The sequence below is a fragment of the Modestobacter sp. VKM Ac-2977 genome, from assembly GCF_026968045.1.
GTDB lineage: Bacteria > Actinomycetota > Actinomycetes > Mycobacteriales > Geodermatophilaceae > Modestobacter.
The window spans coordinates 1280477-1292509 of the sequence record NZ_JAPVBQ010000001.1; the positions used below are offsets into that span (position 1 = coordinate 1280477).

A 12033-nucleotide genomic window follows, 5' to 3' on the forward strand; every position below is an offset into this window, starting at 1 on the left:
GCGGGCGGTCACGCGGTGCGGGTGGTGGCGGCGACGGCGAGCGCGTCGAGCGCGGCGCGGGCCTCGTCGCTGATCGGCGCCGCGGCGATGGCCGCCCGGGCCACCGCGGTGCGGTCGGCGATCCGGTCCTCGACCCGGGCACGGGCGCCGGTGTCCTCGAGCAGGGTGCGCAGCGCGGCGAACTGCTCCGGGCCGGCGTCCGGGTGGCCGAGGGCGCTGGTCAACAGCCGTCGGCCGGCCTCGTCGGCCCGCTCCTCGGCCAGCGCGATGAGCAGCGTCTGCTTGCCCTCGCGGAGGTCGTCGTCCACGGACTTGCCGGTGACGGCCGGATCACCGAAGACGCCCAGCACGTCGTCGCGGAGCTGGAACGCCTCGCCGAGCGGCAGGCCGATGGCGGTGTAGGCGTCGCCGACGTCGGGGCCGGCGCCGGCGATCGCGGCACCGAGCTGCAGCGGCCGCTGCACGGTGTAGCCGGCGCTCTTGTACCGGGCCACGGTCAGTGCGCCACCGGGCCCGGGCAGCCCACCGTCGGCGCGCAGCAGGTCCAGGTACTGCCCGGCGGTCACCTCGGTGCGCATGGTGTCCCAGACCCCGCGGGCGCGGGCCAGGGCGGCTGCGGAGATGCCCGACCGGCGGAGCAGCTCGTCGGACCAGACCAGCGCCAGGTCGCCGACGAGGATCGCGGCGCCGACACCGAACCCGGCGGCGTCGCCGTGCAGGCCCGCGTCGCCGTGCCGGGTCGCGAAGCCGATGTGGGTCGCCGGGCGGTTGCGGCGGGTCAGCGCGCCGTCCATCACGTCGTCGTGGACGAGCGCGCTGGCGTGCACGAACTCCAGGGCGGCGACGGCGCGCAGCACGTCGGCGTCGGCCTCGGCGACACCGGTCGCGCCGGCTGCGGCCCCGCGCCACCCCCAGTAGGCGAACAGCGGCCGCAGCCGCTTCCCGCCCTCGGCCAGGGCGCAGACCTCGTCGACGACCGGGACCAGGGAGTCGTCCATCGCGGCCAGCGTCTGTCGCTGCTCGGCCAGGAACCCGGCCAGCGCGGCGGCGACGGCCGCGCGGACCCGCTCGACGTCCGCGGCTCCCGGCGGAGCCGGGACCCGGGCGGGTGGCTGGCGGTGCTGCGTCCCGGCGGTCACCGGGCAAGTATCGCCCGCAGTGATCGGACGCTGCCCGTTCACCCTGGCTGGTGCGGCCGTGGTCTCCATCGAGCCTCCTCCTCCACCGGCCGCGCCGGTCCGCTGTCTCGCGGGCCGTCCGCCGGCCGTCCGGGTTCCTTCGTCCGCGACCCCGCGGGTGGATGCACCGCGGCCGGAGGGCGTGCGGCGGTCGCTGCACGGCCCGGCAGCCGCCCGCCCGTAGGCTCGCCAGTCATGACCGGCACCGTGCGCGAGCTGCTCCAGACCGAGCGGCCCACCTGGTCCTTCGAGTTCTTCCCCCCGCGCGACGCCGCGGCCGAGGCGCAGCTGTGGACGGCGCTGCGCCAGTTGGAGCAGCTGCGGCCCTCGTTCGTCTCGGTCACCTACGGCGCCGGCGGGTCGACCCGCGAGGGCACCGTGTCGGTGACCGAGCGCATCGCCACCGACACCACGATGCTGCCGATGGCCCACCTGACCGCGGTCGACCACAGCGTCACCGAGCTCCGGCACGTGGTGAGCCGGCTCGCGGCAGCGGGGGTGCGGAACCTGCTGGCGCTGCGCGGCGACCCGCCGGGCGCCGACCCGCAGGCGGAGTGGGTGGCCCACCCGCAGGGCCTGCGCTACGCCGCGGAGCTGGTCGAGCTGATCAAGGGCATCGGTGACTTCTCCGTCGGCGTGGCCGCCTTCCCCGAGCGGCACCCGCGCTCGGCGGACTTCGACTCCGACACCGACATGTTCGTCGCCAAGTGCCGGGCCGGTGCCGACTTCGCCATCACCCAGATGTTCTTCCGGGTCGAGGACTACCTGCGGCTGCGGGACCGGGTCACGGCCCGCGGCTGCGACGTACCGGTCATCGCCGGGGTGATGCCGGTGACCAACGCCCGGCAGATCAGCCGGATCGTGCAGCTGTCCGGGCAGGCGTTCCCGGTCGAGCTGGCCGAGCGCTTCGCTGCGCTGGACGGCGACCGTCCCGAGGACAAGCGCGCGGTGCGGGCGCTCGGTGTCGAGGTGGCGACTCAGATGTGCCGGCAGCTGCTGGACGAGGGCGTCCCCGGCATCCACTTCATCACCATGAACCGGTCGACGGCGACGCGTGAGGTCTACACCAACCTGGCCGGCGCGGACCTGGTCAGCTGAGCAGCTCCTCGACCTCCAGTGCGGCCCGCCGCAGCCCCTCCCGCTCGGCAGCGTAGCCACCGGCGACCCCGACGACCGGGAACTGGGCCAGCGCCCGGTGCCGCAGCTTCCCCTTCGGCCGGGCGTCCAGGGCGTCGTCGATCCGGCTGAGCAGCCGGGCGGCCCGCCACAGGCTCCGGGCCGCGCCGCGTGCCCCGGACCGGTCCTCGCCCAGCGCCTCGTCGACGTAGACCCCACGGGTCCGGTCCAGCAGCGGCTGGACCCGGTCGGCGGGCAGGTCCCGGTCCAGCAGCACCCGGGCCAGCAGCGACACCCGGTCCGCGGGGCGGTCGAGGCCGTGCTCCCCGGCCACCCCGAGGACGACGAGGGCCTGCACCGCCGAGCCCACGGTGTTCTGCAGCGGCAGCAGGTCGGCCAGCTTGCCGGCGAAGCGCGGCGCGGCCGAGACCCCCGCGGCCACCCGGCTCACCTGGTCGGCCCACCAGGCGGCTCGCTCGGCCGGGGACAGCCGCGGCGGGCGCCCCAGTCGCCGGGCCAGGGGGCTGAGCCCACGATCGACGCGGCGGAGCACGTCGACGACGACGGCGTCGCTGATCGGGCGGCCATGGCCCCACGGTAGGGGGCCGCCGACGGACCGGGGCGCTCGGTCAGCCCTGGCGGAGCCGAGTGCAGTCGGCCGAGCCGAGCTCCACCGGGGGTCCGGCGGCCAACTGGGCGAGCACGATCGCCTGCACCAGCCCGTCGGAGGGCAGCTGGCCGTGCGAGACGTCGGCGTCGGCGCAGACGGACTGCACGGGGAGGTTCAGCGCCCCGTCCAGCTCGGCGGACTCCGGCGGCGTGACGGTGCCGTCGAGCGTCGTCCACACCGACACCCAGGTCGGCCCGGCGGGCGTCTCGTCGCCGGCGTTCAGCTCGGCGAGCAGTGGGCTGCCGGTGGTCATCTGCTGGCAGGCCTCCGGACACTCCGCCGCCAGGAAGCGCGCGGCCAGGTCGGCGACGGTGGTGCCGTGGTGCGGGGAACCCAGGGTGAGCACCCGCCGGGCCTGGTCGGCGCCGCCGTCCGCCGCCCACAGCCGGGCGACCACCCCGCCGGCGGAGTAGCCGACGACGTCCACGCTCTCGGCGCCGGTGCGCGCGAGCGCCTCGTCGACCGCGGTGCCCAGGACCGCTGCGGAGGCGGCCAGGTCGCCGGTTCCGTCGTCCGGCACCGGGACGACGGTGGCGTCCCGCCCGCTGGCGGCGAGCCGGTCGGCGAGGGGCTGCAGGGAGCTGACCGAGCCGCCGTAGCCGGGCACCAGCAGGACCGGGCCCGGGGTCAGCTCCTCGACGGCGGCCGGGCGGGCTGCGTCGTCCGGGCCGGTCAGCCGGAGGACGGCGACGGCCGCGACGGCCACCACCGCGACCAGGGCCAGCAGCACGAGGGCGAGGCGGCGGCGGGCGGGGGAGAGGCCGGCGAGCACCAGCCCACTGTCCCTGCTCACGCCGACGGCGCCACCGGCTGCGGCGCATCGTGGTGGACTGCACACCGTGCTGAGCCGCGACGAGTACCTGGAGGCCTGGTCGCGGTGGCACGGGGGCACCGACCCGGCCGACAGTCGGTTGGTGCGCGGCTGGCTGTCGCTGGCCTACGCCCTGGCGGTGCGGCTGGCCCGGCTCTCCCCGTTGGTGGCCACCGCGCTGGGTCTGCTGGTCGCCGCTGCCGCGATCGCCCCGGCCGCCGCCGGCGGGGCCTGGCTGATCGTGGCCGGGGTGCTGATCGGGCTCTCCGGGCTGCTGGACTCCCTGGACGGCGCCCTGGCCATCGCCGGCGGGCGCGCCTCCCGGCGCGGGTTCGTGCTGGACTCCGCCGTCGACCGGCTCACCGAGGTCGGCTACGCCGTCGCCTTCTGGGTCGCCGGCGCCCCGGGCTGGCTGGCCGCGGCCTTCGGTGCGCTGTGCTGGCTGCCGGACTACCTGCGGGCCCGCGCCGGGCAGGCCGGCGTGCACGAGACCGGGGCCGTGTCGGTGTGGGAGCGGCCCACCCGGGTGGCCATGGCGGCGCTCGGGCTGGTCGGTGCCGGGGTCGTCTCGCTGCTCGACGTGGAGCTGGGCGGCGTCGACGCCGTCGTCCTGGCCGTCACCTGTGCGGCGGCGGTGGGCTGCCTGCTGGGGCTGGTCGGGACGGCGCAGCTCGGCGTCCAGCTGCGCCGGGCGCTCGCCGACTGACTGCGTACCTCCGCGGGCGGGCACGTGCCGCGGCTCCTACGCTTGTCCCCGCCCCGGTGACCGTTCCCGGTCGGGGTCCGCTGGCCGATGACGGCCGCATCCTCCGGAGAGAGTCGCCCTCATGCCCGTCGTCGTGACCGGTTCGATCGCCACCGACCACCTGATGACCTTCCCCGGCAGGTTCACCGACCAGTTCGTCGAGGGGAAGATGGAGAACGTCTCCCTCTCGTTCCTGGTCGACGACCTGGTGCAGCACCGCGGTGGCGCCGGCGCCAACATGGCCTACGGGCTCGGGCTGCTGGGGCAGGGGCCGGTGCTGGTCGGCGCGGTGGGCAACGACTTCGCCGACTACGACGCCTGGCTGAGCCGGCACGGCGTGGACACCGGCAGCGTGCGCTGGTCCGAGCTGAAGCACACGGCCCGCTTCGTCTGCACCACCGACGCGGCGAACAACCAGATCGCGTCCTTCTACTCCGGCGCGATGTCCGAGGCCTCGCTGATCGAGCTGGCCCCGGTGGCGAAGCGCGTCGGTGACCTGGACCTGGTCATCATCGGGCCGAACGACCCGACGGCGATGGTGCAGCACACGCAGGAGTGCCGGCAGCGGGGCTACCCGTTCCTCGCTGACCCCTCGCAGCAGCTGGCCTGGGCCGACGGGGAGATGATCCGCGGGCTCGTCGACGGCGCCGACCTGCTGTTCACCAACGAGTACGAGCACGCCCTGCTGCTGCAGAAGACCGGCTGGGACGACGCCGAGGTGCTCGCCCGGGTGGGCACCTGGGTCACCACCCAGGCCGCCAAGGGGGTGCGGGTCGAGCGGGCCGGGGAGCCGACGATCGAGGTGATCGCCGTCCCGGAGACCAAGCCGGTGGAGCCGACCGGCGGTGGGGACGCGCTGCGCGCCGGCTTCGTGGCGGCCCGCCAGTGGGGGCTCGGCATCGAGCGCGCCACCCAGGTCGGGTCCGCGGTCGCCACCGCCGCGGTCGAGGTGATCGGCACGCAGGAGTACACGCTGCCGCGCGCGCCGTTCCTGGAGCGGTTCGCCGAGGCCTTCGGCGCCGACGCCGCCGACGAGGTCGCCCCGCACCTGCCGGCCTGAGAGGCGGACCCCGCTGCCCCCCCCCCCAGCGGGGCCACCGTCCTGGGCGGACGTCAGCCGCCGCGCAGGCGGTCGCCGATGGCCGGGTCCTCGCTCCAGCTGCGGTAGGGGATCCGGCGGATCTCCTTCACCTCACCGATCGTCGACCACTCGTTGCCGCCGAGCCGGGCCAGCGGCTGGAGCTCCTCGATCCGTGGTCGGCCGTCGCGGACGGCGCTCTCCCACGCCGAGACGTGCACGACCCGGCCGAACACCACCGTGCTGTCGCCCAGCCGCAGCGTCGCGTGCAGCACGCACTCCAGGGTCACCGGCGACTGGGCCACCCGCATCGTGGCGACCCGGTCGCTGGGCTCCAGGGTGACCCCGGTGTGCTCGGCCTCGCTCTGGTCCGGCGGGAAGTCGGTCGCGGTGGCGTTGACCTGCTCGAACAGCGCCTCCGGGGTGAGGCTGATGGTGAACTCGCCGCTGTCCTCCACGTTGCGCAGCGAGTCCTTGCGGCCCACCGAGGTGAACTGGACGACCGGCGGGTCGACGCAGGCCACCGTGTAGAAGGAGTGCGGCGCCAGGTTGTGCACGCCCTCGGCCGAGCGGCTGCACACCCAGGCGATCGGCCGGGGCACCACCACCGAGTTCAGCACCCGGTAGAAGGCGCCCGTCTCCATCTCCGCCGGGTCGAAGGAGACGCGCGGCGGGCTGCTCTGCTCGGTCACCGGCCCATCGTCGCCGACCCGGTCGCCTGGCTCAGCCCCGGGCCCGGTCGTCCGGCGGGTGCTCGGCGCGCCACGCGTCGAAGGTGCTGAGGAAGGACTCGGCCATCCGCTGCTCGGTGACCAGCTGGTCGCGGTCCCGGTCGTCGACCATCCGCTGGCTCAGCGCCATGGTGTTGAACCGGATGGCGCGGAAGTAGGGGATGAAGGAGCCGGGCGTGAACGCGCGCTTCGACGGCTGCGGGGTCACACCCTCCGGCGCCCAGGGAGCCGGTTCGGGGAGTGCGGGGAGCCCGAGCGCCTCGAGCGCGGTGAGCACCGGCTCGTCGTCGGTGCGGTCGGTGAAGTCCCGGGACAGCTCCCGGAACACCTCTCGGCCGTCCGGGGCCACGGCGACGACGACCGGCCGGAAGATCGACGCGTCGGTGTCCCAGGCGTCCAGCGGCTGGGCGAGCCGGGTGCCGTCGGGGTCGCTGGCCCACCGGAAGGGCAGGTGCCAGGTGTGGTCCATGGCGAGCTGGACCTCGGGCGGGTCGACCGAGGCGAGCACCACCTCGGCGCCGGCTGCGGAGATGCGGGGCAGGGACTGGGCCAGACGGACCGCCTGGGCGCAGCAGTAGGGCTACCAGTCGCCGCGTAGCCCGACGAAGAGGAGCGCGGCGCGCTCGTCGGTGCGCAGGGCGAGGAGATCGCTGCTCGTCATCAGCCCAGCATGGGCGCTGGGGGCGCGGGCTGCTGGGCGACCGCGGCCGGCAGGGTGCGCCCGCGCCACCGGAGCGAACCCCGCCGGTGCCCGGCCACCGAGCGGGCGACCAGCACGTCGAGCAGGGCGATCGACACCGGGTGGGCCAGGGAGTCCGGCCAGGCCCGGCCGCCGGTGCGCGTCGCGACCACGGCCCGGTTCGCCACCCCCGCGGCGTAGCCGACCAGGCCGGCGCGGGAGCCGGTCAGGGCGGCCAGCGGCGGCAGCAGCCAGACGGCGGAGAGCCCGGCCGCCACCCCGGCGGCCGCGGCCGGTTGACCGCCGACCGCCGACCACAGCGACTTCGTGTAGCCGTCCCGGACGCCGGGCCAGCCGTCGTACATCCGGCAGGCGGCCAGCGTCGAACCGTCGACGACGACGCCGCGGCCCCCGGCGGCCTTGACCGCGCGCAGCAGTGCGACGTCCTCGATCACCTCACCGCGCACGGCGGCGTGCCCGCCGGCCCGGTCGTAGGCGGCCCGGCGGACCACCAGGAACTGGCCGTTGGCCGCCGCCAGCGACGGCCGCGGTGACCGCTCGGCCAGCCGCAGCGGCAGCAGGGTGGCCCACAGCCACTGCTGCAGCGGCTGGACCATGCGCTCGGCCGCGCTGCCGGTGAGCTGCCGCGGCCAGGGGGAGACCAGGTCGAGTGCGGACTCGTCGAGCACGGCGACCGCCGAGGCGATCGCGTCGGGCATCAGCCGGACGTCGGCGTCCAGGAACACCAGGACGTCGTCGGGGGCGGCCCGGTCGAGGGCGTCGGCGCCCTGGGCGCAGGCGTTCGGCTTGCCGAGCCAGCCCGGCCCGGGCGGCGTCGCGGGCAGCACCGTGACCCGGGCGTCGGGCACCCCCGCCACCCGTTCGGCGGTGCCGTCGGTGGAGCCGTCGTCGACGACGACGACCCGCAGGTCGGGCACCCCGCGCTGGTCGAGCACGGCGGCCAGGCAGCCCTCGATCTGGTCGGCCTCGTCCCGGGCCGGGACCACGACGGTCACCGGGCGGGGGACCGGTCCGGGCACGGCCGGCGGCCGGCGGAGGAGCCGGCTGTTCAGCGCGGCGTGGAGCGCGGCGACCACCGAGAGCCCGGCGCACACCTGCAGGAGCCGGCGCCAGGCCGCGGTCACCGGCGGCTCCGCCGCGCCTGCACGGCGAGGACGGCGAGGACCGGCAGCGCCAGGACGACGCCCCAGACCGCGGACCCCGGGAGGTCGAGCCAGACGGCGTGCGCCAGCGCACCGCCCAGCACCATCCAGCCCAACGTCAGCAGCGGCGCGGTGTCCCCGATCCGCGGGAGCCGGCTGGTGCGCTCGACGAGCACGTCGAGCAGGGTCATCAGCACCAGGCCGGCCAGCAGCCAGCCGGCGAGGTTGGTGAGCGGCACGGTGGGGATGCCGGGCAGGCCCGGTTCGGGGTGCGCCCAGCGCCAGTAGCCAGCCTGCACCAGCTGCGGGTCGAGCACGACGTCCCAGGTGGCGAAGACGTAGGCAGCCACCGCCACCCGTGCGGCCCGGCGTCGGGTGAGGCGCACCCGCGAGGTCAGCCGGGCGGCGAGCACCCAGCTCGGCCACGCCATCATCAGCCAGGCCAGCGGCACCAGGAAGGGCACCCCGAGCAGGGTCGGGCCGAGCAGGTCGCTGTAGCGGTACTCGCCGTACGGGAACCCGGTGCGCAGCCCGAGCGCCTCGAAGAGCACCGCGACGACGCCCACGAGGACCAGCACCGCGGCCCCGGTACGTACGCCGCGGCTGACCGCGGCGTGGCTGACCGAGACCGCCGAGCCCAGCAGCACGATCGCCCAGCTGACCGTGTCCCGGCCGGTCCCGCTGCTGAGCGGGTAGGCGATCGCGGCGCCCAGCAGCGCGACGGTGAGCGCGAGCGGCAGCCACGGCAGCGGCGCCGGCTCGGTGCCCGGGCGGCGGGTGGTCAGCGTGCCGGTCACCGCGACGTCCTGCGGGACAGCAGGCGGCCGGCCCGCCCGGTCAGCTCCGCCCGCAGCCGGGCTGCCGGCCGCCGGTCGGCGAGAACCACCCGGGCCGCGGTGCGCCCGGAGTTGCCCGAGACCCCGCCACCAGGGTGCGTGGAGGCGCCGGTGAGGTACAGCCCGCTCAGACCCGGCACCCGGTGACCGGACAGCGCCGGTGTCGGCCGGAAGCCGAACATGCTGGCCAGGCTCATCTCCACGTGCATGACGTTGCCACGGAGCAGGGACAGTTCCTGCTCCAGCTTCAACGGGGTCTGGACGTACAGCCGCTGTACCGAGTCGGCGAAGCCGGGTGCGTAGCGGTCGACCGCGGCGATCAGCTGCTGGGCGGCCCGGTCGGCGATCTCGTCCCAGTCCGATCCGTCGGCGAGCTCGTACGGGTACCACTGACCCCAGATCGTGACCACGTGCTGGCCGGTCGGGGCCAGGGTCGGGTCGCTTGCGGAGAACGACATGGCCAGCGGCACCGGCTCCCGGGGCAGCTCCCCGGCCAGCCAGTCGCCGTGCGCCCGGGCCAGCTGGGCCCGGTCGGTGCAGAGCAGCTGCAGCCCCTGCAGTGCCTCCTCGCCTGCGCCGGGGTAGCTCGGCAAGGCGTCGGTCTGCGCGCGCAGCACCAGGCCGAAACCATTGCCCAGCGGCGGGTCGGCCTCGGCCAGCGCGGGCGGGGCGTCGTCGCCGGCCAGCGCCCTGGTGGCCAGCACGTGGCAGGCGGCGACGACCACCGGTGCGGTGATCCGCCGTCCGGAGACCGTCTGCACCCCGGTGACCCGCCGGTCGTCGGGCGGCCCGTCGACGAGCAGCCGGGCCGCGCCGTCCCCGAGGGTGACCCGGCCGCCGTCACTGGCGAGCCGAGCCGCCAGTGCCTGGGTGAGCCCGCCCGACCCGCCGACCGGGTGACCGGGCGGGACGTCGTGCAGCAGCGCCACCCAGCCGACCATGGCGGCCGTGCCGGGCTCGGACATGGGCGGGCCGGACTGGGCGCCGAACCAGGCCAGCGCCGCCTTGAGCCGTTCGCTGGTGAACCAGCGGTCGAGCAGGGCGTCGCCGGAGCCGAGGAAGTCGGTGGCGATCTCACCGCCCGGGGTCCGGGGCTGGCCGCGCCGCGGGGCGCCGACCGGCCACAGGTGCCAGACCAGCCGGGTCATCGCAGGCCGGTCGCCGAACGCCTTGACGACGGCGGCGCTGCGCGGGCCCCACACCTCGACGAACCGGCGGTAGGCCGCGGCGTCGGCGTCCCCGCAGGCGGCGGCGATGGAGGCGCAGGTGGCGTCGAGGTCGACGGAGAAGACCAGTGGCCGACCGTCGGGACCGGGGTCGCCGGGCACCGGTGCAGGTGCGAAGCCCCAGGGGTCGCAGTCGACGTAGCGCAGGCCGAAGCGCTCGAGCTCCAGCTCCTCGACCACCCCGCTGTGCCGGATGATCACGTGGGCGCTGGACCCGCGGTCGACCCGGACACCGGGCCAGCGCTCCACGGTGGAGACCGCGCCGCCGAGGACCTCGTCGGACTCCACCACCTCCACCCGCAGCCCTTCCCGGGCCAGGTGGCAGGCGGCGACCAGGCCGTTGTGCCCGGAGCCGATGACGACGACGTCGGCAGTCGTGTCGGCAGCGCCGGTGTCGGAGGTGCGGGGCGCGGAGGTGCCGGCGACGGGGATCAGCTCTTCTCGGCCGGGGGGGCCAGCGGCAGGCGCGCGCCCAGGATGGCGAAGGGGCGGGCGTCGCCGGGGAAGTGGTAACCGCGGGCCAGGTCGACGAACCCGTCGGCGTGGTACAGCCGGAAGGCCTTGGTGTCGGTGTCCGGGGTGCTCAGCAGGGCGGCCGGCTGGGGGAGGTCGGCCAGCAGCGCGTGCAGCAGCTGCCGGCCCAGGCCCTGGCTCTGCCGGTCGGGGTGCACGTGCAGCTCGCAGACCTCGAACGCACCGGGCAGCCACTGCTTCGCCGTCCGCCGGTCCAGGGCGTTGCGGACCTGGTCGTGCCACCACTGGCCGGGAGCGACGACGTAGCCGTAGCCGAAGCCGACCAGCTGTTCGCCGACCGTGCCGTCGCCCCGGGGGGCCTCGACGAAGGCGCCCACCGCGCGGAAGCCCTCTCGCTCGGTGTGCTGGACGGCGTAGCCGTAACGCCCGGCGACGACGGAGTCGCCGTAGCCCATCGCCGCTCCGTAGATCGCCAGCGCCTCGTGCAGGTGCTCGCGCATCCAGCCGGCGGGCAGCTCGGTGATCCGGGTGGCGGGGGTGGTGCCGGTCATCAGGGGGTCTCCTCGTCGGCGGCGGCCGGGGAGGGCCCGGGGCCGACCTCCGCGGGGGTGCCGGCGGTGAGCTGCAGCAGCTCGTCGTAAGTGGTGGGGAAGACGGTGTGCGGGTGCCCGGCGGCCGCCCACACCCGGGCGTACCGGGCGAGCTCCACGTCGACCAGGGTGCCGATCGGCTCCGGGTGGCCGACCGGGGCCACCCCGCCGATGGCCTGACCGGTGTGCCGGCGGACGAACTCGGGGGTGGCCCGGGTGATCCGCGGGACGCCGAGCAGGTCGGCGACCAGCGCCTCGTCGACCCGGTGCGCGCCGCTGGTGAGGACGAGCAGCGGGACGCCGCCGGCGTCGAACACCAGGCTGCTGGCGATCGCGCCGACCTCGACGCCGAGCTGCGCGGCCGCGGCGGCGGCCGTGCGGGCGCTGTCGGGCAGTACTCGCACCTCACCGGCGATGCCGGCGGCGCGCAGCACCTGCTCGACCTCGGCGACCCGGGGGTGGTGCGGGGTCTCCGCAGCGGTCATGACCGCGATCCTCCCACCGGCCCCGGGGCCGCGCGCCACCCGGACCTGCGGTCGGTGCCGACCGCAGGCCGCCGTCGCTCGGGCATCGCGGCGACCCTCGAGTCGGACTCGAGGGTGTGTCGCGGTCCTGAGTGCAGTCGCTGTAACGACACGGATGCCGACACGCCTGTTCGGCTTGACCGCCCCCGGCCGGTCCGGTCTACTCATCGGTGTTCGAACACCTGTTCGAACACCGGCGACCCGCTCGCCGG

Annotated in this window: 12 protein-coding genes and 1 pseudogene; 3 read left to right on the top strand and 10 right to left on the bottom strand. The window is 75.9% G+C overall.

Annotated elements, in window-relative coordinates:
- Nucleotides 1–8: 8 nt before the first annotated feature.
- A complete protein-coding gene (locus O2V63_RS06220) occupies nt 9–1139 on the bottom strand; it encodes a polyprenyl synthetase family protein (protein WP_269166677.1) in 1131 nt (376 codons plus the stop codon).
- Nucleotides 1140–1373: 234 nt separating this feature from the next.
- On the opposite strand from O2V63_RS06220, the gene metF reads away from it, so the two are divergent.
- Nucleotides 1374–2276 carry a methylenetetrahydrofolate reductase [NAD(P)H] gene (gene metF / locus O2V63_RS06225; RefSeq protein ID WP_269166678.1) on the top strand — a complete coding sequence of 301 codons (903 nt, stop codon included), beginning with the start codon at nt 1374–1376 and terminating at the stop codon, nt 2274–2276.
- On the opposite strand, the gene O2V63_RS06230 is transcribed toward metF, so the two are convergent.
- Together O2V63_RS06230 and O2V63_RS06235 are read right to left on the bottom strand one after the other, a co-directional pair.
- On the bottom strand, nt 2269–2847 hold the full coding sequence (locus O2V63_RS06230) for a hypothetical protein (protein WP_269166679.1): 579 nt from the start codon (nt 2845–2847) through the stop codon (nt 2269–2271). The genes metF and O2V63_RS06230 overlap by 8 nt on opposite strands.
- 76 nt (nt 2848–2923) lie before the next feature.
- Nucleotides 2924–3757 carry a lipase family alpha/beta hydrolase gene (locus O2V63_RS06235; RefSeq protein ID WP_269166680.1) on the bottom strand — a complete coding sequence of 278 codons (834 nt, stop codon included), beginning with the start codon at nt 3755–3757 and terminating at the stop codon, nt 2924–2926.
- A 46-nt stretch (nt 3758–3803) separates the two neighbouring features.
- On the opposite strand from O2V63_RS06235, the gene O2V63_RS06240 reads away from it, so the two are divergent.
- Nucleotides 3804–4481 carry a CDP-alcohol phosphatidyltransferase family protein gene (locus tag O2V63_RS06240; protein WP_269166681.1) on the top strand — a complete coding sequence of 226 codons (678 nt, stop codon included), beginning with the start codon at nt 3804–3806 and terminating at the stop codon, nt 4479–4481.
- Between the two features lie 121 nt (nt 4482–4602).
- Nucleotides 4603–5580 carry a carbohydrate kinase family protein gene (locus O2V63_RS06245; RefSeq protein ID WP_269166682.1) on the top strand — a complete coding sequence of 326 codons (978 nt, stop codon included), beginning with the start codon at nt 4603–4605 and terminating at the stop codon, nt 5578–5580.
- Nucleotides 5581–5633: 53 nt separating this feature from the next.
- On the opposite strand, the gene O2V63_RS06250 is transcribed toward O2V63_RS06245, so the two are convergent.
- From O2V63_RS06250 to O2V63_RS06280, 7 genes and pseudogenes are all read right to left on the bottom strand, one after another.
- Entirely contained in the window at nt 5634–6290 is a 657-nt protein-coding gene (locus O2V63_RS06250) for a flavin reductase family protein (protein ID WP_269166683.1), read from the bottom strand.
- 31 nt (nt 6291–6321) lie between these two features.
- A pseudogene (locus O2V63_RS06255) lies at nt 6322–6897 on the bottom strand (peroxiredoxin family protein); the annotation flags it as partial.
- A gap of 92 nt (nt 6898–6989) precedes the next feature.
- Entirely contained in the window at nt 6990–8153 is a 1164-nt protein-coding gene (locus tag O2V63_RS06260) for a glycosyltransferase (RefSeq protein ID WP_269166684.1), read from the bottom strand.
- Nucleotides 8150–8968, bottom strand: coding sequence for a carotenoid biosynthesis protein (locus O2V63_RS06265; protein ID WP_269166685.1), 819 nt, complete (start codon nt 8966–8968; stop codon nt 8150–8152). The genes O2V63_RS06260 and O2V63_RS06265 overlap by 4 nt, the downstream gene beginning before the upstream one ends.
- On the bottom strand, nt 8965–10668 hold the full coding sequence (locus tag O2V63_RS06270; RefSeq protein WP_331253829.1) for a phytoene desaturase family protein: 1704 nt from the start codon (nt 10666–10668) through the stop codon (nt 8965–8967). The genes O2V63_RS06265 and O2V63_RS06270 overlap by 4 nt, the downstream gene beginning before the upstream one ends.
- The gene (locus O2V63_RS06275; protein ID WP_206330506.1) at nt 10665–11258 is read right to left on the bottom strand and encodes a GNAT family N-acetyltransferase; all 594 of its coding nucleotides are present in this window, start codon (nt 11256–11258) and stop codon (nt 10665–10667) included. Before O2V63_RS06275 ends, O2V63_RS06270 begins: the two co-directional genes overlap by 4 nt.
- On the bottom strand, nt 11258–11782 hold the full coding sequence (locus O2V63_RS06280; RefSeq protein ID WP_269166686.1) for a YbaK/EbsC family protein: 525 nt from the start codon (nt 11780–11782) through the stop codon (nt 11258–11260). Before O2V63_RS06280 ends, O2V63_RS06275 begins: the two co-directional genes overlap by 1 nt.
- Between the last annotated feature and the right edge of the window lie 251 nt (nt 11783–12033).

Coding starts and splice junctions, on each gene's coding strand:
- O2V63_RS06280 (WP_269166686.1), bottom strand. CDS start 11,782: ATGACCGCTGCGGAGACCCCGCACCACCCCCGGGTCGCCGAGGTCGAG.
- O2V63_RS06275 (WP_206330506.1), bottom strand. CDS start 11,258: ATGACCGGCACCACCCCCGCCACCCGGATCACCGAGCTGCCCGCCGGC.
- O2V63_RS06245 (WP_269166682.1), top strand. CDS start 4,603: ATGCCCGTCGTCGTGACCGGTTCGATCGCCACCGACCACCTGATGACC.
- metF (WP_269166678.1), top strand. CDS start 1,374: ATGACCGGCACCGTGCGCGAGCTGCTCCAGACCGAGCGGCCCACCTGG.